This window comes from Microbacterium sp. Beta (assembly GCF_005502545.1).
In the GTDB taxonomy this organism is placed as follows: domain Bacteria; phylum Actinomycetota; class Actinomycetes; order Actinomycetales; family Microbacteriaceae; genus Microbacterium; species Microbacterium oxydans.
This window is the reverse complement of the sequence record NZ_SCOG01000009.1, coordinates 15,940-32,564: the sequence shown is the minus strand read 5'-3', so window position 1 is coordinate 32,564 and position 16,625 is coordinate 15,940. Positions and strand designations below refer to the sequence as shown.

The following is a 16,625-nucleotide window of genomic DNA, read 5'->3' as shown; positions in this document are numbered from 1 at the left end:
CCGAAGCGGCGGCGGCGGGTCTCGAGTCGTCGCGTCCTGCTCCCTACCGTGGACTCGTGCGCATCCTCTGCATCCTCGGTCTCGTCTCGGCATCGATCCTCGGCGGTACGCTCTCCGCTGCCGCCGCCGATGCGTCGACGGCGCATGAAAGCGCGGTCAGGAGCTACGCCGAGGCGTTCGCGACGCCCGGGGTCGCGGCAGCGGTCATCTCGAATGGTGACGTCGACCTGATCGTGCACGGCCGTGACGGAGCGGGCGACCCGATCACTCCGCAGACGCCGTTCCGGATCGCGTCGATGAGCAAGTCGATCACGGCGACCGCGATCATGCTCCTCGTGCAGGATGGAGCGCTGGCGCTCGACGACCTCGTCGTCGAGCGGCTCCCTGAATTCACGATGGCCGACCCCAGGCATCGGGACATCACGATCAGACAGCTCTTGTCTCATACGTCGGGGCTCTCGCTGCAGACGAACGACGAGTTCTCGCTGCCGGCGCCGCGCAACACGCGGGCGGTGGTGGCTGAACTCACAGGACGACGACTCGTCGCGGATCCGGGTGCTCGTTTCGAATACCACAACACGAACTACTCGCTGGCGGCCCGCATCGTCGAGGTCGTCTCCGGGCAGAGCCTCGACGAGTTCCTCCGTCTGCGGCTTTTCGCCCCGCTCGGGATGCTCGACTCTCGAAGCGTCGACGCCTGTGATCAGAGCGTCGACGGGCTCACGCCCGGCTACTCCGTGGTGCTCGGGGTCGCCTATGTCATGCCGGAGATGCCCGGCCGATGCGGCGGCAACGGTGGTGTGGTCTCGACGCTTTCCGACATGGTGCAATGGCTGGGTTTCAACCAGGGTGACGTCGGCGCGGACATCCTGGATCCGGTGCTGCGGGAGGAACTGCATTCTGTGCAACCGGGCGCCGTGTCGTATGCCCTGGGATGGCAGAACCTCGGTCCGGACGGAGCACCAGCGCCCGGCGTCCTGTCGCACGGGGGTACTCTCGCGACGTTCGGCGGGTCGATGGCCTTCGACACCACCACCGGTACCGCAGCCGTGGTGCTGACGAACGGGGTGGGCTCCCCCGGCGAGCTGGTGCGTCACCTGATCGAAGGCGACCCGTCCGCGGCGACGTACGAGAATTCGCTGGATATCGCGAACAGGATCCTCCTGGGTGTCACAGCGTTCGCGTCGATCGTTCTGCTCGTCACGACGCTGAGAGGTCCGCGTTGGGCGAGGCGGATGCGCGGAGAGGGGAGGTCGCGTGCCGGTGCCCGGCTCGTTCCGTTCGCGCTCGTCATCGTGGCGGGGTTCTTCGTCCCCCTGGTGCCAGGGCTGCTCGGGGGATCCGTCAACTGGCAGTACTGGGTGATCGACCTCTGGCTGTTCCCGCTCCTGGACGCTCTGGGACTCGTGCTCGTACTGGGTGGCACAAGCGCGCTGGTGAGCAGGATCGTGGCGCTGCGGTTGGACTCGCGGGCGCCCGGAGGATCTCAGCCCGCGGAGCCGGTGTCCCGGACGCTCGTGAGACCCGATGCGACGGGACCGCGCGACAGCACGTGACCACGTCGGAAGGCGAGACGTGTCCACCGCCCCGACTTCGACACGCGGACCTGCTCCTCACCGGAGATGAACCCCATCGCGTCGGCAGCGAAGGCGATTCCCCGAGGGAGGCCGTCGAGGTCCTCGTCGGGTTCGCCCCAGATCGCCGCACGCAGGGCGCGTACGGCCTCTTCGCCGGATCCCGGGGCTGCGCCGCGGGCGACGGCGGAGATTCCCCACTGCGCGCGCTGCGCGATCACAGATGCGTCGAGCTCGCCTACGGGCTCCCAAGAGCCACGGGGCGGAGCCACCCCGGCCCAGGCGGGCGACATCCCGGTCTCCGGGAGACCGAGCCGCTGCGGCTCATCGGTCTGCGAGAGCTGGTCGACCACGATGTCGCACTCGAGCTCGGGGTCGGCGTGCAGGATCCGCATCGCGAGGATCGTCGGTGTCTGGTCGAAGAGTCCATGGGGAGCGAGCGCCGCGGTCGTGAGGGCGAGCACACCGTTCCCCGCCTGCAACCGTACTCCCTCGTCCGTGATCCGTGACGCGCGTCCCACGAACGTGAGGACGTCCTTCGCTGTGTCCGGGTCGGCGAGGAGGAGGTGATGCGGCACGCGTTCTAAACTACCAACGGAGCGGCGCCTCGGGGCGCGGAGAGGAACAGATGAGCACGGACGAGCACGCCACCCGGACCGTCGAGCGACTGCTCGAAGTGCTCGATCTCGATTCGACGCAGGCAAGGACCACGGAGGACATCTTCACGGGTTCTTCGCACCCGATGCCGAGCGGACGGATCTACGGTGGCCAGGTCCTCGCTCAGGCGCTCCTGGCTGCCGAACGCACGCTCCCCGAGGATCGGGCTGCGCACTCGATGCACGGCTACTTCCTGCGCCCCGGCGACGCGAGCCAGGGCATCACGATCTCTGTGGACCGCATCCACGACGGACGTTCTTTCTCGACGCGCCGTGCCCAGGCGTACCAGAACGGTGTGCCGATCTTCTCGATGATCGCTTCCTTCCAGGACGCGGACCCCGGTGTCGAACATGCGGCATCGATGCCGGAGGGCATTCCCGCACCGGAAGACCTGGCTCCGGACGAGGCCCGCGTGCAGGGGCTCCCCGGCGGGACGGCCCGGATGCTGAGCGAGCGGGCAGCGGACATCCGTCACGTCGACTCGCCGTTGTATCTGCCCAGTGACGACGAGCGCATACCGCAGCAGGCCGTGTGGATGCGCCTGCGGGCTCCGCTCCCCGACGACCCGCGTCTGCATCGCGCAGCCCTCGCCTACCTCAGCGACATGACGATCCAGGAGTCCATCCTTCGGGCGCACGGCGTGTACTGGGCGCTTCCCGGTCTCAAAGTCGCGAGCCTCGATCATGCGATGTGGTGGCACCGGCCCGCGCGGGTGGATGAGTGGCTCCTGTACGTGCAGGAGTCGCCGAACGCGCGCGGCGGACGGGGACTCGCCACTGGCCGGATCTTCACCCGAGACGGCGAGTTCGCGGCGAGCGTCGCGCAGGAGATCATGATCCGCGTCCCTGACGATCAGGACTGACGAGCAGCACTGACCAGCAGCACTGAAGCGTCTGCCGGGTTTGACTGGCCCGACCGGCTTGAAGAGCTGGCAGCTCCGGTCGAGGCGCGCTGCGACCGGGACCGCGGCCGGTGTCAGCGGTGGGTGTACTCGATCGATTCGCCGACGTACGGCTCCCAGACGTCGCGCATCTCCTGGGTCAGGCGGGTCGGGCGACCGGTCTGCGCGTCGACCAGGACGATGATCGCCGTCGAGCGCGCGTAGATCTGACGAGGTTCCGCCGTCGGATCGTTGTGTACCTCGTAGCAGACCTCGACGCTGGATCCGCCGAGCTTGCCGAACCACATCTGCACCTCGAGCGGTCGCCGCTGATACGGCACCGGCGCGAGGTATTCGATCTCCTGGCGGGCGATCAGCGTGAGGATCCCCTCTTCGATGCCCGAATCGAGCACCGCCGTCGATGGAGCCTCCTCGCCGGGGCCCGCACGCCAGAACGCTCGCACGCGAGCCTCCTCGAGCAGTTTCAGCATCGAGGTGTTGTTGACGTGGTTGAATGCATCCAGATCGCCCCAGCGGAGCTGGATCGGGATGTGCAGGCGGGGCCCCGGCGTCGCGGTCATGACGGAGTCAGTCGCGCGTCAGCTTGCGGTGGGTTGAGCGGTGCGGCTTGGCGGCATCGGCTCCGAGACGCTCGATCTTGTTCTCCTCGTACGCCTCGAAGTTGCCCTCGAACCAATACCACTGGTCCGGCTTCTCGTCGGTTCCCTCGTAGGCGAGGATGTGCGTGGCGATGCGGTCGAGGAACCACCGGTCGTGGGTGATCACCACGGCGCAGCCGGGGAACTCGAGCAGCGCATTCTCCAGTGAGCTCAGGGTCTCGACGTCGAGGTCGTTCGTGGGCTCGTCGAGAAGAAGCAGGTTGCCACCCTCCTTGAGGGTCAGCGCCAGGTTGAGGCGGTTGCGCTCACCACCGGAGAGCACGCCGGCCTTCTTCTGCTGATCGGGGCCCTTGAAGCCGAACTTCGACACGTAGGCGCGCGACGGGATCTCGGTCTTGCCGACCGTGATGTAGTCGAGTCCGTCGGAGACGACCTCCCACAGCGTCTTGTTCGGGTCGATGTTGGAGCGGGACTGGTCGACATAGCTGATCTTGACCGTCTCACCGATCTTCAGGTCTCCGCCGTCGAGCGGCTCGAGCCCGACGATGGTCTTGAACAGGGTGGTCTTTCCCACACCGTTCGGCCCGATGACGCCGACGATGCCGTTCGGCGGGAGGCTGAAGCTGAGTCCATCGATGAGCGAGCGCCCGTCGAAGCCCTTCTTCAGGTTCTTGGCCTCGATGACCACGCTTCCGAGACGCGGGCCCGCCGGAATCTGGATCTCCTCGAAGTCGAGCTTCCTGGTCCGCTCCGCCTCGGAAGCCATCTCCTCGTATCGGGCGAGACGCGCCTTCGACTTGGTCTGGCGACCCTTCGCGCTGGAACGCACCCACTCCAGCTCCTCTTTGAGGCGCTTGGCGAGCTTGGCGTCCTTCTTGCCCTGGATCTCGAGGCGTTCGCCCTTCTTCTCCAGGTACGTCGAGTAGTTGCCCTCGTAACCGATCAGGCGGCCGCGGTCGACCTCGGCGATCCACTCGGCCACGTGGTCGAGGAAGTACCGGTCGTGGGTGATCGCGATGACGGCGCCCTTGTATGCCTGGAGGTGCTGCTCGAGCCAGAGCACGCTCTCGGCGTCGAGGTGGTTGGTCGGCTCGTCCAGCAGCAGCAGATCGGGCTTCTGGAGGAGCAGCTTCGCCAGCGCCACGCGACGCTTCTCTCCACCCGACAGCGGTGCGATGGCCGCGTCTCCCGGAGGGGTGCGGAGGGCGTCCATGGCCTGCTCGAGCTGCGAGTCGAGGTCCCAACCGTCTGCCGCGTCGATCTCCTCCTGAAGCGAGCCCATCTCGGCGAGGAGAGCGTCGAAGTCGGCATCGGGATCCGCCATCAGAGCGGAGATCTCGTTGAACCGGTCGAGCTTGGCCTTGATCGCGATCCCGTCCTGGATGTTCTCCAGAACGGTCTTGGTCTCGTCGAGTTCAGGTTCCTGCATCAGGATGCCGACCGTGAACCCCGGGGAGAGCTTCGCCTCGCCGTTCGACGGGGTGTCGAGTCCTGCCATGATCTTGAGGATGGTCGACTTACCCGCGCCGTTCGGACCGACCATGCCGATCTTGGCCCCGGGGAGGAACGCCATGGTCACGTCGTCGAGGATGAGCTTCTCGCCCACCGCCTTGCGCGCACGAACCATCGAGTAGATGTACTCAGCCACCGAAAACCGCTCCTTCTGTTGGCGTCGAAGATCGACACTCCAGCCTACCGGCCCCCTGGCATCTCACCAGTCGATCGGACGTGTGGTGCCGACGAGACAGCGCCCCTCCGCGAGCTGCGGGAGAACCGCCGTGATGACCTGACCGGTGGAAGGGCCGACCTGGCCGACGAGGCACTCGTCATTGCCCCAGCGGACCGAGAACTGCAGACTCTCCGCCGGGTTGCCCACCGTGGTCAGGTCCTGGGTCACCTGCATCGAATCGCGATCGAATCCTGCGCCGATCAGCGCGTCGATGTACGCCCGACCTTCGCCGCGCTGCTCGGTCGCCCAAACGCCCTCCGCGGTAGCGGTGAACAGCGGCAGATTGTCGTCGGCGCTACCATCCGGCACGAGAACGGGCCCGACGGGTGCCGTCGATTCCGCGTCCGGTGAGGCGGAGGCCGTGGCGGAGGGAGACGGTGCGGCGGTCGGCGTGCAGCCGGACAGGAGCATGGCGACGACAGCGGCGGCGGCTAGTGCACCGGCTGTGCGCGGCGGAGGAAGGACCGATCGACGAAGCACGTGCCGAGTCTACGTCGCCTTCTCATCACACCTGCGCTGCCCTCGTGCCCCCGTTCACGCGCGCAGCCGTGCGCCGTCGCCGAGGCAGCGCCCGTCACGCGCTCCCGGCCACCTCTACGTCCGGTGCCGACCAGGAGAGTGCGAACGCGGATGAATCTCTCCCCGAGCCCAGCGCATCGACGTCATCCTCGGAGACACGCGTATCCGGTGATTCGGTCGACGTGTCGGGAGCACTCGTCTGCGGACGCGGCTGCGGGCGATACGCCGTGGTTCCCCACCGCAGATCATGGCCGATCGCATCTGCCTCGATGTCGACACTGGTGCCGTGCTTCCCGTTGCTCTCCCAGTTGCGGATCTTGAGACGCCCCGTCACGATGACGCTGTCTCCCGTGCGCAGCGACGCCTTGGCGTTCTCTCCGAGGTGGCGGTACGCCGCCACCGAGTACCAGTTGGTGCCCGAATCCGTCCACGTCTGCGTCGCGGCATCGAAGCGACGGTGCGTGGTGGCAAGGCGGAAGTTGGTGACAGGGACCCCTCCGCCTGTCTGTGTCTGCGTCGGGTCGGTGGCGACTCGTCCCACGATGGTCAGGGTGTCGATCATGTTCGTATCCTCTCGATCGCCGGGTCTCTTCCGGCTTTCTCCAGCTTGCGCGGGAGCATCGGGCCGCGGATGCGGTGAAGACGCGACCGGTGGACAGATTGCAGAAGGCGCGGACGGTGGAGAGAAAGCCCCGATGACAGCGACGGAACCTGCGACGGCGAATGTCGGTGGTCGGTCATATCTTCGAATCGTGAAAGGAGTACCGATGTCCGACCACCTGACCACCTCCCTACCCGACGTCCCGTTCGCGACGCCTCGACTCTCCTCTGCGCGCGAGCATCTGGTCCGCGCTGCCGATCACCTCTGGAGGGTGCAGGATCGCCGGGAGCACATCCTGGGTCATCTCCGGATCGTCGCCGATCCGCTGGGGCTTCGGTACCGCGCCGAACGGCTGCACCTCGCGACGGGCGTGTTCCGCGTCGTCGGCGAGTTCTGGCGTGTGGACGACGCGGTCGCGGCTCTGCGTGCTTCCTGACGACGGCCAGGAGGCCGGTCCCCTTCCGCGTCTCTCACCGGGATTCGATGCTGCGTGGTGCCCCCGGCAGGATTCGAACCTGCGACCAAGAGATTAGAAGGCTCCTGCTCTATCCCCTGAGCTACGGAGGCGCACGCGTCTAGAGTATCGCGCTCCTGCCGAACGATCATGACGCCGGTTCCGGTCGGGGATGTCGGGACCGTCGATAGGATGGCGACATGGTATCTGCGTCCGAGAATGACCGCCTCGTATGGATCGACTGCGAGATGACGGGCCTCGATCTCGCAGTCGACGAACTCGTGGAGATCGCGGTCGTGATCACCGACTTCGAACTCAACCCCGTCGATGCGGGGTTCCAGGTGGTGATCAGAGCCAGCGAAGCGGCCCTCGATCACATGAATGACTTCGTCACGAACATGCACGAGACCTCGGGGCTCATCGACGAGATCGCAGGCGGTCTCTCGCTCGAAGAGGCGGAGGCGCAGACTCTCGCCTATATCAAGCGCTTCGTTCCGCTCGAGCGGAAGGCTCCTCTGGCAGGCAACACGATCGGCACGGACAGGATGTTCCTGGCAAAGTACATGCCCCAGGTCGATCAGTGGCTGCATTACCGCAACGTCGACGTGTCGAGCATCAAAGAGCTGTCGCGCCGCTGGTATCCGCGGGTGTTCTTCCAGGCTCCCTCGAAGGACGGCGGTCACCGCGCCCTTGCTGACATCCTGGAGTCGATCAGGGAGCTCCGCTACTACCGGGAGGCCGTGTTCGTCGATGAGCCGGGTCCGTCCAGCGACGAGGCTCGCGAGATCGCTTCGCGTACGGTGTCAGAGTTCACTCCGAACATGTAATAGACTCGTATGGTTGCCCGCTCCGGTGGGCACATGGTGGGTATAGCTCAGCTGGTAGAGCGCTGGCTTGTGGTGCCGGATGTCGCGGGTTCGAGTCCCGTTACTCACCCCAGTAGGGAGTAGGGCAGGCGGGGGATAAAAACCCCGCCGCCTACATCCCCGCCTACATCGCTTCGGATCACGCCTCAATCTGAGAGGCAGCCGATGTCAGATAGGCAGCTTTACCACTTCACTAGCGAACGGGGCGCACAAGGCATCTCGGAAGATGGAGAGATCCGTCCAGCCCTGCATAACGTTATCGGGGAGCACCTGGTCTGGTTAACTTCCGAACCCTCCCCGAAGGCTTCTGTCCTTGGCCTGACCCGCCGTCGCCGCGGAAGCTTTACTGAGATCGACCGGATGGCCCACCGCTTTGTCGTGAACCCCCCATCCGCCGTCCACTGGCCAGCGGTTCGCGACGACTTCCCCGCCTATGCAGTGGAGATGCTGGAATCCGCCAAGGGATGCGATCCCGAATCTTGGTTTGTCTCGCGCACAGCGGTCCCCGTTTCGCAGCCCGCGGAGCTCGGACATGCCTGAAACTGACCGTCGAGTTTCCATCGTTCGCTATCGAGAAGCTCCGTGGTTCCCAGCTTCAGGGTGGTATTGGCAAGTCGAGGGTGGTGACAGTGGTGTAGCCAGGACGAAAGCCAAGGCGAGGACGCGGGTAGACCTTGAGCTTGCGCGTATCGGTCGCGGGCTCGAGATGTCAGACCCCCCGAGTAGCGTGCCGAATCATGGCTAGCGTCTCTCCCCGCACTCTCGCGTCTGGCGAGGTGCGTTGGCGCGTTCAGGTGCGCGTAGACGGTCAGATGAAACAGACGACGTTCCTTGAGAAGAAGGGCGCCGATCAGTTTGCGGCCATGATCGACCGGGTTGGTTGGCGTGCTGCTGAACAGGTTCGCCTCGATCGCGGCAATAGGAGTGCGGGAACACCGACGCTGCGCGAGTACACCCACCGCTACCTCTCCCCCGACAGCGGACTACTGACAGGCGTGGAGAAAGGCACACGCGAGGGATACGAGGCTGTTGCCGAGCGATCCTGGTTGCAGACGCTTGGAGACATCCCGATCGACCTCATCACGAAGCCGGACGTCGGGTCATGGCTCGCATGGCAGGAGAAGCAACCCGTCTGGCGTGATCGACACAAGCCTCCCACCGAACGGAAGCATGTTTCGTCAAAGACGATCAGGAACTACCACGCTCTCCTGTCGGCGGTCCTCAAGTCCGCCGTCGACGAGGGGTTCCGACCAGACAACCCCGCGTACAAGATGCGCATGACCCGCGGCGTGAAGCGCGAGAACGTGTTCCTCACGCCGACAGAGTTCTCCACGCTGCTCCACTTCATCCCCGAGCGCTATCGACGCATGGTGCTGTTCCTCGCCGGCACAGGGCTGAGGTGGGGCGAGATGAGCGCTCTGACATGGGCGGACGTGAATCTGCATGGCAACCCCCCAACGGTGCGCGTCACCCGAGCGTGGAAGAAGGCCAAGGGGGCACCGATCCTCAGCTACCCGAAGTCCTCGAAGTCCAGGCGGTCCGTCTCCCTGTTCCCGGATCTCGTGGCGATCATGGGCGAACCGGGCGCATCCGACGAATGGGTGTTCCCTGCACCTCAAGGCGGGCACATGTGGCACGGGGCGTTCTACACGCGCATCTGGCGGACGGCCGTACTCAAAGCGTCAGACGCCGAGACGTGCCGAGCTCTGGGACTCGAGCCTCTCCGCCGTGAGCCAACCGTCCACGACATGCGGCACACCCACGCATCCTGGTTGATCGCTCAGGGGATCCCCCTCCCCTACATTCAGGCGCGCATGGGGCACGAGTCGATCACGACCACGGTGGGTGTGTACGGACACCTGGTTGCGGACGCTCACGACCAGATGGCCAGCGCGATCGCGCTCACACTCTCCGGCGCACAATCACCCCTGGCGATCACTCAGAACAACGAAACGTAAAACCGACTTGACAAGTCTGTAATTACGGACACATAATGATGTCATGCACAGGATGAACGACTCGGGCCGGCGGGTAGTGATGATCGCCAGAAGATGCGTAGGGGTCAATGGTGACCCCGCCAACGGCAAAACGCGCAACACCAGCTGAACCGAGACAATGGCGTCTCCCGTATACGCAGAAGAAGCCCCCACCACAATGGCGGGGGCTTCTCTGGTTTCATGCCGCAGTCCTAAGCCTGCGGGCATGTTCTCGGTGTTCGGCGATCTCGCGAACTCGACGTGCTGTGACGGGATCGGCTTTGATTCCGTCGATGGTTCGTGCGGCGCGTGCGAGGAGAACGTAGTAGCGGATTTCGCTGATGCCGAGTTGGCGTCGGATGCACGCGGTCTTGTCGGGTGTGTGGTGTGGGTGTTGGGCTTCGAAGGTGAGGAGTTGGGCGGGTGTCATGTGTCCATGTTCCTCGGGGGCTGGGACATTCTCTGTGTTCCGTTTGGCGGCCCGCTGTGCACGTCGTCCTGTTGTTTCCGGTGTGCGGCGTACAACCGTTCGCAGGCGTGGGAGAGATTGTTTGACCATCCGATGACCTCTCCCCGCAACGTGACCTTGTAGCGGACGACACCTGACACGCGGCGGATCTCGATGCGGCCGAACGCTTCGATCTCGTGGGGTGCTTTCATGACCCACAGGCCGGGTTGTGGCTCGTCGGTCCAGAAGATCGGGTGCCACGAAGTCATGTCACCCATGATGCGGTGAACCAACGACAAAGAGCCCCCACGCGGCTTGCGGCCGAGTGGGGGCTTCTGTCAGTGCTGGTCGAGGTCGGGTTCGATGCGGATCAGGCACTGGCCTTTCGTCGGCGCCGTGCGCGTCTCTCCCGCCTGGGTGATCTCGAGTTCGAGGTAGTGTCTTCCCTCGGCCCACGTCCCGTCGAGGGTGTGTGTGACAACACCGTTCGCCGCGTCGGTCACCGTGTGGTCGAGCTCCTCGAATGCACCCTCGCGGGACAGGTGGCGCACGAGGAGTCGCACGGTCGCCCCGGTGATGTCGTGGTTCACGGTGAACGTCACCGGGAACTTGTCGCCCTGCTTCACCATGTGGCCTCCAATGTGAGTTCCGGCACGGTGGCCGTCAGGTTGAGCGCGTCGATCGACGCTTCCAAGGTCAGGCGTGCAGGCCACTCAACGGCCGGGGTATCGATGACACCCTGCCCGGTGAGGGTGAGTTCTCCGACGCCCGTTCGCGTGATCTCTGCCGACACCGACGCGGCGCCGTCGAGCTCCAAGACACCTGCCCCGGTTCGCTGCACATCAGCTGTCGTCGTGGCCGAGCCGGATAGGCCCAACTCCCCCGCGCCGTGCGTGTTGACCTCGAGACCAGCGACCGCCGTTCCGGTGACTGCGAGCTCGCCAGCGCCGGCACGGGTCACCGAGACAGTGCGGGAGGCTGAGCCGTCGATGCCTAGCGTTCCCACTCCTGTCCGCGTGATGGACAGAGTGCGGGTAGCCGTCCCGGAGAGTTGCAGTGTTCCCGTTCCGGTGAGTGTGGACGCGCCGACAGCGGCGATCCCTGTCACGTTGGCGCATTGCACCATCCGGGCACCGCGACTGATCGCCGTGTTGTAGTTCGCCTGCGATGCGGCGATGTGCCCGACGACCGGTTTCCCGTAGGCGAGGACCGCATCCCACGCGGACTGTGCGGCGTCGTAGTTCATGCCGAGGATCGACCAGTGGGACTGATCCGCCGCGAGTCCACCACTCGTCACGTCCGTGTCGTAGAAGTACCCCCACGTCTGGTACCCGCGGGCGGTGGCGGCGTCTGCGAGTCCCGTCGCGCCCGCGCCGACACCGTAGAACTTGACGACGATCTTCGTGTTGCCACCGTGCGCGTCGAGCAGGTTCAGGAACTCGGTGTTGTAGGCGCCGATCGCGTGCTTCGGGTCAACGATCACCACGTGCGTGCCAGTGAAGTCGTCCAGGAACTGATCGAGCCGATAGTACGGGCGGGGTGTTCCGGCCGCGTTCAATGAGTTCTGGTATGTCTGCACCTGAGCCCACGTCATCGTCGAGATGTCCGGGAGGCCCGTGGTCTGCGACGTGCGGTTCAGGGATGCGTCATGCACACCCACCCACACCCCGTCACTGGTGCGGTTCGCGGAGAACTCCAACGCCCCGTATCCAGCCAGCGCGGCCTGTTCGTAGGCGTACTTGCTCATCTCGGGCCAGTTGGTCGATCCGCCGCGGTGCGCCCAGGTTGCTCCCGGCGTGGCGAGCATCTGCGACACCGACGAGAAGCCCGGAGGGGTGACGGCAGGTGCGGTGCTCGGGATGGCGACCTGCACCGCCCACCCGTTCGAGTCCTGGGCCGACGAGTAGGTGACCGTCAAATCACCCGATGCACCCGCCGCCGACATCGGCTTCTGGTAGATGCCAATGGTCTCGAGGTAGTTGGGGATCTGCTCCACCCACCGCGCCCGCGTCCACCCTGCCGGTGACGTGCCAGTGATCTCATCAGAGGCGACCTGCGCGCTCGTCGCCTCCTGCGTGACCGCGACGACAACCGAGCTCGCCGGCGCCGAAAGTGACGGGGCGATGTTCTGACTGCGTGGCGAAGCGCCAACAGTGGATCGGGTACGTGAGGCACCGACCACACGATTCCCCCAGTCGCCAGTCCCCCACACCACACCGAACGTCATCGCGTTCGACACCGACGTGGTGAACGTGGCCGTGTTGCCGTCGCCGAGTTGCTTGACCCGCCCCCACATCTGGTTGCGGCGCGTGCCCGTCGTCTCGACAGCCTTCAGAACCTCCCACCCGGCAGGTGCGGTGAACGTCGCCGTGGACGATGCGGACATGAGCGACACGATCACCCATGCCCCCACCGGCACGTCAGCGATGTTGACCGCGGGACTCAGAGAGTCATTCACACGGGTGTACGCGGTTCCCAGCACTGCGGCATCAGCCATGACTACCTCCGATGCCCAGGAAGATCGATCAGCCGACCGAGGTGACGTTGACCGTGGGAACCACGTTCACCACTGTCTGACTGGGAAGCGGCCCGGTCGGGGACGAGAGCGCGAAGCCGCCAACGAACGTGCCGCCGGTAGCAGCCGTCCAAATGCCCCCGTGCGAGTAGTTGCCGCTGGCGACATCCACGGCCACGCTGGAGCCGGACACCACACCGTCGACCGCACCGCCAGCCCATGCGGTCTGCTTCCGCGCGTACGCGGGAGTGCCCCCGGTGGCCTCCGATGCGCCCGTTACGCCCGGGTCGGCCGTGTGGAGGCTGATCCAGTTGCCGCGTGCGGTGACAGCGAGAGCGGCCGCTTCCTTCGTGTCGTTCGTGAACGCCATGATCAACCTCGCTTCCGGTCGCGGCGGAGCGTGACCCGCTGCACGGCCATCTCGACGGAGGCCTCAGCTTCGGGCGCGTCCAGCACGGCCTGGCGCACCAGTGTCACGTCGGCGTAGTCCTTCGGGATCCCGTTCGACACGATCGACAGTGCAGACGCGGCACCAGCGAGGACCGCGGTGGCGACGGCGCCGGCCGCAGCAAGGCCGACGCCGAGCAGCGCGTCACCGGTGGTGGGAATCGTGATCGCAGCGATCGGGATCACCGATGCGAGCGACTGGGTAGCGGTGCGGATGAATCCTCGCTTGGCGGCGAGCTTGGTCGCAGCGGGAACGATGGCATCAGTCATGGGGTTACTCCTTCGATGAGTGGTGTTCTGCACGCGCCCGCATCTGCGGTGGTGGAGTCGGTGTAGGTGACGGTCCAGCGGCCGGTGGCGTCGTCGCAGTAGAGCGACTCGATGCCGCGGCCGTCGTTTCCGGAAGGGCCAGCGGCGCCCGCAGGCCCATCGGCCCCATAGGGCCTGGAGAGCCGACCGGGCCGGGCGGTCCTATCGGGCCAGGCACAGTCGAGTCGTTGCCTGCCGGGCCTTGCCCGCCGGCGTCGCCTTTCGGTGCGACGCATGTCCCGGCCTCGAAGCAGGCGCGGATGCCGTCGAGGATCTGCTGGCCGGTGGGTCCGGGGCCACGTTCTCCGCGCTGACCGTCCTGGCCGTTCTGCGGCACGATCGGGGTGACTTCGGCGGGCTCTTCGCCCTCGGGCTCCACTCCCTCGGCGAGCAGTTGCTCGTAGAGCGATTGTGCGTTGGCCTGCGACGCTGCGGTCTGGTCCTGTGAGGCGGCGAGCTGCTCCTGCGATTGCTGGTACGCGGCGGCCAGCCACACCACGCCCGCGAGAGTCGCGATCGAGAAGAGGCCGACAACCGCGACAGTCGCGACGCGCCAGATCCTTCCGTCGTTCATGGCATCCCCAATCTGAGGACCAGCGCGACGCCGAGCGAGACGATCCCTGACACGATCGCCATGACGATCGCGAACCATTGCCGCGCACGTTCCTTCCGCTGGTCTTCTTGTGCCGTCTCGAGATCCTTGATCCGGGCGTTCTGCCGGTCATCGGATTCCTTCTGTGCCTGCTGGTACGCCGCGAACAACGACTGCGACACCATGCCTGCCGTGACCTTGTCGACGGACGCGCGGAGATCGCGCATCGCGCGCATGAGTTCCCAGCCGGTCGGTTCCGGCTCGGTCATCAGCTGGCCAGGGCTGCTTCGACAGCCGCCTTCATCCGTGCCGCGATCTGCTCCAGACGCGGTGTCGGGATCGACTCCGCACCCTGTGCATGGATCAAGCTGTTCAGGTCGGTCGAGTTCATCGTGCACTCGTCGACGAGCTCACCGATCGTCGGCGGCAGGGTGATGAGAGGCTGGCCGTGCTTCTGCCGCTGACCGTTCACGAACGCGATGACCTCCCGCGTCCGGTTGTACTCGTCGACGGTCTCGAAGTTGTGGACGAGGCCACCTTCGGGGATCGCGACGATCAGGCCGTCGTTTCGGCGTGCGTAGATGACCATCTTTCCTCCGTGGGGTGCGGCCTTCTGGCCGGGGGTGGGTGTGGTGGTGCCGGCGGCGGATGCGCCGCGGTGTTTGTCGCGCTCGGGGAAGTACTCGAGGTGCCAGCGTTCGATGAGCTTCCCGTTGCGGTAGACGGTCCAGAACCAGCCGTGCTCGTTCCAGATCCGCATGTGCGCCGTGCTCGTATCGTCCGTGTCGAGGGCGTACCCGCGGCAGTGGATCGACGTCGCTGCGGGGTACGCGAGCGCCGCCCAGGGGCCACGACCGGCCAGGTACGCGACGTAGGCGCGGTAATTCTTGTCGGCCTGTTCCGGGGACCGCCACGCCTCGTTGATGTCCGCGGCACGCCCGAACGCGTACCGGAACGCCGCGTCCACTCGAGCGAGGGACGCGGCGGCCGGCGCGGCAAGGCGACCCCTGCCACCCCCGATGTCGACCGCATCCGCGAAAGCGAGAAGAGACATCAGATCGCCTCGATGCTGGAACTATCAGGGGTACCGATCTTGTTCAACGAGCCGCCCATGCGGTCACCGCCCTTCTGCGTTAACGACGAAACCCCCACCGCAAGGTGAGGGTTTCGATCGATCTTGGATGCGTGCAGCTATACGAGTTCCTTTTCGTCACGCAGCGCGATGTTGATTGCCCCGATGAGGAGGAACACTGCCCAGAAGTGGCCGGGGGCTTGAAGCAGTGGGTTGAGCGAGTTGGCAATCAGCATCGCCAAAGCACCGGAGGAAGCCACAGCGAGCACTGGACGCATCTCCGGGCTTCGACGCTGAGCCATCCACAGTGCTCGCACGACGAAGACAACAACAGCTGCCAGCAGCAGCACCCCGATGATGCCCGTCTGGAACAGGATGAGGTGGTACTGCATCTCGAACGACCACGGCCGATCATTGCTGCGGCTGTACCCCTCGATCGTCGCCCCGATGCCGTGACCCCAGATCGGGGAAGCCAGGAAGCCATCCCAGAGCTCATCCATCTGCTCAAGACGCAGCCGCTCATCGGCGCCCGCACCGCTCCCAGTGATCAACGCCACGCCGCCCTGCGCTGCCTTCTGGCCCACGGGAGACAGAATCCCAAGAACAACCGCAACTGCTGCAACGCAGGCCCCGATCACTGCCGTGAGCATGGCTTTCCGGGAAAGGAATAGAGGAACCGACCGATCGCGAGTCGCGAGATAGCAGATGAGCACAACGATCGGAGCGATCACAACACCTGCCAGCACGGCCCGCCGAGACGACACCACGGTCGACAACAGAGAACCGACTGCGGCCAGCAGGACGAGCCACCAGGGCGGAAGAAACGGCCGACCGCGGAAGAACAGTGCTGTGACCCACATGGGAGCAAGCGCGATGAACGAGCTCATTCCGTACATGCCCACAACTGCTCCGAACCACTGCCCGTGAACGGATACGTTCGCGAACTGGTAACCGATGGGCAACAGTCCAGACCCGGCAACACCGATCGTCACCGCTGAGAGCGCCACGGTCGCCGCGGCGACAGCCACCAGCACAAGACGCACCGTCCGTGCGTCCAACGCCACGGCCCAGACCCAGAACAGCACGGGTGCAGCGACCCAAGCGATCAACGAATGCGACCAGCCCTCGTTACCGAGTCCCACCACGGCACCGAACACGATGATGGCGAGAGACAAGGACGCGGGAACCCAGAGCTCACGAGACAGTCGGCGCGACTCTAGAAAAACGAGGGCAGCCGACGAGATACCGAGGAGACCCAGTACCCCGGTGAGCACAGCCGTGTGCCCGACAGGCAAGAGCACAAGATAGGTGACCGAACCGACGAGTACGACACGAGCAATCAGCTTTAGACGATCACGCACTCGAC

The 16,625-nt window shown here is 65.4% G+C and carries 19 protein-coding genes and 2 tRNA genes; 6 read left to right on the top strand and 15 right to left on the bottom strand.

Annotated features, from left to right (window positions below):
- Window positions 1–56: 56 nt before the first annotated feature.
- On the top strand, window positions 57–1,556 hold the full coding sequence (locus tag FFS56_RS10905; protein ID WP_208644272.1) for a serine hydrolase domain-containing protein: 1,500 nt from the start codon (window positions 57–59) through the stop codon (window positions 1,554–1,556).
- Here the strand turns inward: FFS56_RS10905 and FFS56_RS10900 are convergent.
- Window positions 1,487–2,152, bottom strand: a complete 666-nt coding sequence (locus tag FFS56_RS10900) for a hypothetical protein (protein ID WP_127012208.1) — start codon at window positions 2,150–2,152, stop codon at window positions 1,487–1,489. The two genes, FFS56_RS10905 and FFS56_RS10900, sit on opposite strands and share 70 nt — an antisense overlap.
- Window positions 2,153–2,202: 50 nt before the next feature.
- On the opposite strand from FFS56_RS10900, the gene FFS56_RS10895 reads away from it, so the two are divergent.
- On the top strand, window positions 2,203–3,093 hold the full coding sequence (locus FFS56_RS10895) for an acyl-CoA thioesterase II (RefSeq protein ID WP_046747036.1): 891 nt from the start codon (window positions 2,203–2,205) through the stop codon (window positions 3,091–3,093).
- Window positions 3,094–3,206: 113 nt separating this feature from the next.
- Here the strand turns inward: FFS56_RS10895 and FFS56_RS10890 are convergent, their stop codons facing one another.
- The 4 genes from FFS56_RS10890 to FFS56_RS10875 form a co-directional block, all read right to left on the bottom strand.
- Window positions 3,207–3,692 (bottom strand): thioesterase family protein, encoded by a 486-nt coding sequence (locus FFS56_RS10890; RefSeq protein ID WP_046747037.1) that lies wholly within the window; start codon window positions 3,690–3,692, stop codon window positions 3,207–3,209.
- Between the two features lie 7 nt (window positions 3,693–3,699).
- Window positions 3,700–5,379, bottom strand: a complete 1,680-nt coding sequence (gene ettA, locus FFS56_RS10885) for an energy-dependent translational throttle protein EttA (RefSeq protein WP_046747038.1) — start codon at window positions 5,377–5,379, stop codon at window positions 3,700–3,702.
- A gap of 63 nt (window positions 5,380–5,442) precedes the next feature.
- Complete coding sequence (locus FFS56_RS10880) at window positions 5,443–5,940, bottom strand: hypothetical protein (RefSeq protein WP_127012209.1); 498 nt, start codon at window positions 5,938–5,940, stop codon at window positions 5,443–5,445.
- A 94-nt stretch (window positions 5,941–6,034) separates the two neighbouring features.
- A complete protein-coding gene (locus FFS56_RS10875) occupies window positions 6,035–6,541 on the bottom strand; it encodes a single-stranded DNA-binding protein (protein WP_127012210.1) in 507 nt (168 codons plus the stop codon).
- A 205-nt stretch (window positions 6,542–6,746) separates the two neighbouring features.
- Here FFS56_RS10875 and FFS56_RS10870 point away from each other — a divergent pair, with 205 nt between their 5' ends.
- The gene (locus tag FFS56_RS10870; RefSeq protein ID WP_052748636.1) at window positions 6,747–7,016 is read left to right on the top strand and encodes a hypothetical protein; all 270 of its coding nucleotides are present in this window, start codon (window positions 6,747–6,749) and stop codon (window positions 7,014–7,016) included.
- A gap of 55 nt (window positions 7,017–7,071) precedes the next feature.
- On the opposite strand, the gene FFS56_RS10865 is transcribed toward FFS56_RS10870, so the two are convergent.
- Window positions 7,072–7,147 (bottom strand) — tRNA-Arg (locus tag FFS56_RS10865).
- Window positions 7,148–7,234: 87 nt separating this feature from the next.
- Here FFS56_RS10865 and orn point away from each other — a divergent pair.
- The 3 genes from orn (at window position 7,235) to FFS56_RS10850 (ending at window position 9,858) form a co-directional block, all read left to right on the top strand.
- Window positions 7,235–7,861 (top strand): oligoribonuclease, encoded by a 627-nt coding sequence (gene orn, locus FFS56_RS10860; protein ID WP_046747041.1) that lies wholly within the window; start codon window positions 7,235–7,237, stop codon window positions 7,859–7,861.
- Between the two features lie 36 nt (window positions 7,862–7,897).
- Window positions 7,898–7,973: transfer RNA gene (locus FFS56_RS10855), tRNA-His, on the top strand.
- A gap of 739 nt (window positions 7,974–8,712) precedes the next feature.
- Window positions 8,713–9,858, top strand: a complete 1,146-nt coding sequence (locus tag FFS56_RS10850; RefSeq protein ID WP_171010941.1) for a site-specific integrase — start codon at window positions 8,713–8,715, stop codon at window positions 9,856–9,858.
- 444 nt (window positions 9,859–10,302) lie between these two features.
- Here FFS56_RS10850 and FFS56_RS20530 read toward each other — a convergent pair whose 3' ends face one another.
- From FFS56_RS20530 to FFS56_RS10805, 9 genes are all read right to left on the bottom strand, one after another.
- Complete coding sequence (locus FFS56_RS20530; protein WP_171010939.1) at window positions 10,303–10,593, bottom strand: hypothetical protein; 291 nt, start codon at window positions 10,591–10,593, stop codon at window positions 10,303–10,305.
- A gap of 69 nt (window positions 10,594–10,662) precedes the next feature.
- Complete coding sequence (locus FFS56_RS10840; protein WP_137771832.1) at window positions 10,663–10,953, bottom strand: hypothetical protein; 291 nt, start codon at window positions 10,951–10,953, stop codon at window positions 10,663–10,665.
- Entirely contained in the window at window positions 10,947–12,821 is a 1,875-nt protein-coding gene (locus FFS56_RS10835; RefSeq protein ID WP_137771831.1) for a glycerophosphodiester phosphodiesterase family protein, read from the bottom strand. The genes FFS56_RS10840 and FFS56_RS10835 overlap by 7 nt, the downstream gene beginning before the upstream one ends.
- 28 nt (window positions 12,822–12,849) lie before the next feature.
- Window positions 12,850–13,209: a hypothetical protein gene (locus FFS56_RS10830; protein ID WP_137771830.1), complete on the bottom strand. Its 360-nt coding sequence runs from the start codon at window positions 13,207–13,209 to the stop codon at window positions 12,850–12,852.
- Window positions 13,210–13,211: 2 nt separating this feature from the next.
- Window positions 13,212–13,556 (bottom strand): hypothetical protein, encoded by a 345-nt coding sequence (locus FFS56_RS10825; protein WP_137771829.1) that lies wholly within the window; start codon window positions 13,554–13,556, stop codon window positions 13,212–13,214.
- Window positions 13,557–13,560: 4 nt separating this feature from the next.
- On the bottom strand, window positions 13,561–14,169 hold the full coding sequence (locus tag FFS56_RS10820; RefSeq protein ID WP_137771828.1) for a hypothetical protein: 609 nt from the start codon (window positions 14,167–14,169) through the stop codon (window positions 13,561–13,563).
- Window positions 14,166–14,456: a hypothetical protein gene (locus FFS56_RS10815; RefSeq protein WP_137771827.1), complete on the bottom strand. Its 291-nt coding sequence runs from the start codon at window positions 14,454–14,456 to the stop codon at window positions 14,166–14,168. The genes FFS56_RS10820 and FFS56_RS10815 overlap by 4 nt, the downstream gene beginning before the upstream one ends.
- Complete coding sequence (locus FFS56_RS10810; protein WP_137771826.1) at window positions 14,456–15,241, bottom strand: hypothetical protein; 786 nt, start codon at window positions 15,239–15,241, stop codon at window positions 14,456–14,458. The genes FFS56_RS10815 and FFS56_RS10810 overlap by 1 nt, the downstream gene beginning before the upstream one ends.
- A 137-nt stretch (window positions 15,242–15,378) precedes the next feature.
- Complete coding sequence (locus tag FFS56_RS10805; RefSeq protein ID WP_137771825.1) at window positions 15,379–16,620, bottom strand: O-antigen ligase family protein; 1,242 nt, start codon at window positions 16,618–16,620, stop codon at window positions 15,379–15,381.
- Window positions 16,621–16,625: the final 5 nt, after the last annotated feature.

Excerpts from the sequence above, each read along its gene's own strand:
- FFS56_RS10875 (WP_127012210.1), bottom strand. The coding sequence starts at position 6,541 with ATGATCGACACCCTGACCATCGTGGGACGAGTCGCCACCGACCCGACG.
- FFS56_RS20530 (WP_171010939.1), bottom strand. The coding sequence starts at position 10,593 with ATGACTTCGTGGCACCCGATCTTCTGGACCGACGAGCCACAACCCGGC.
- FFS56_RS10850 (WP_171010941.1), top strand. The coding sequence starts at position 8,713 with ATGAAACAGACGACGTTCCTTGAGAAGAAGGGCGCCGATCAGTTTGCG.
- FFS56_RS10810 (WP_137771826.1), bottom strand. The coding sequence starts at position 15,241 with ATGTCTCTTCTCGCTTTCGCGGATGCGGTCGACATCGGGGGTGGCAGG.
- FFS56_RS10825 (WP_137771829.1), bottom strand. The coding sequence starts at position 13,556 with ATGACTGATGCCATCGTTCCCGCTGCGACCAAGCTCGCCGCCAAGCGA.
- FFS56_RS10870 (WP_052748636.1), top strand. The coding sequence starts at position 6,747 with ATGTCCGACCACCTGACCACCTCCCTACCCGACGTCCCGTTCGCGACG.
- FFS56_RS10835 (WP_137771831.1), bottom strand. The coding sequence starts at position 12,821 with ATGGCTGATGCCGCAGTGCTGGGAACCGCGTACACCCGTGTGAATGAC.
- FFS56_RS10840 (WP_137771832.1), bottom strand. The coding sequence starts at position 10,953 with ATGGTGAAGCAGGGCGACAAGTTCCCGGTGACGTTCACCGTGAACCAC.
- FFS56_RS10895 (WP_046747036.1), top strand. The coding sequence starts at position 2,203 with ATGAGCACGGACGAGCACGCCACCCGGACCGTCGAGCGACTGCTCGAA.
- FFS56_RS10890 (WP_046747037.1), bottom strand. The coding sequence starts at position 3,692 with ATGACCGCGACGCCGGGGCCCCGCCTGCACATCCCGATCCAGCTCCGC.
- FFS56_RS10830 (WP_137771830.1), bottom strand. The coding sequence starts at position 13,209 with ATGGCGTTCACGAACGACACGAAGGAAGCGGCCGCTCTCGCTGTCACC.
- FFS56_RS10820 (WP_137771828.1), bottom strand. The coding sequence starts at position 14,169 with ATGAACGACGGAAGGATCTGGCGCGTCGCGACTGTCGCGGTTGTCGGC.
- orn (WP_046747041.1), top strand. The coding sequence starts at position 7,235 with ATGGTATCTGCGTCCGAGAATGACCGCCTCGTATGGATCGACTGCGAG.
- FFS56_RS10815 (WP_137771827.1), bottom strand. The coding sequence starts at position 14,456 with ATGACCGAGCCGGAACCGACCGGCTGGGAACTCATGCGCGCGATGCGC.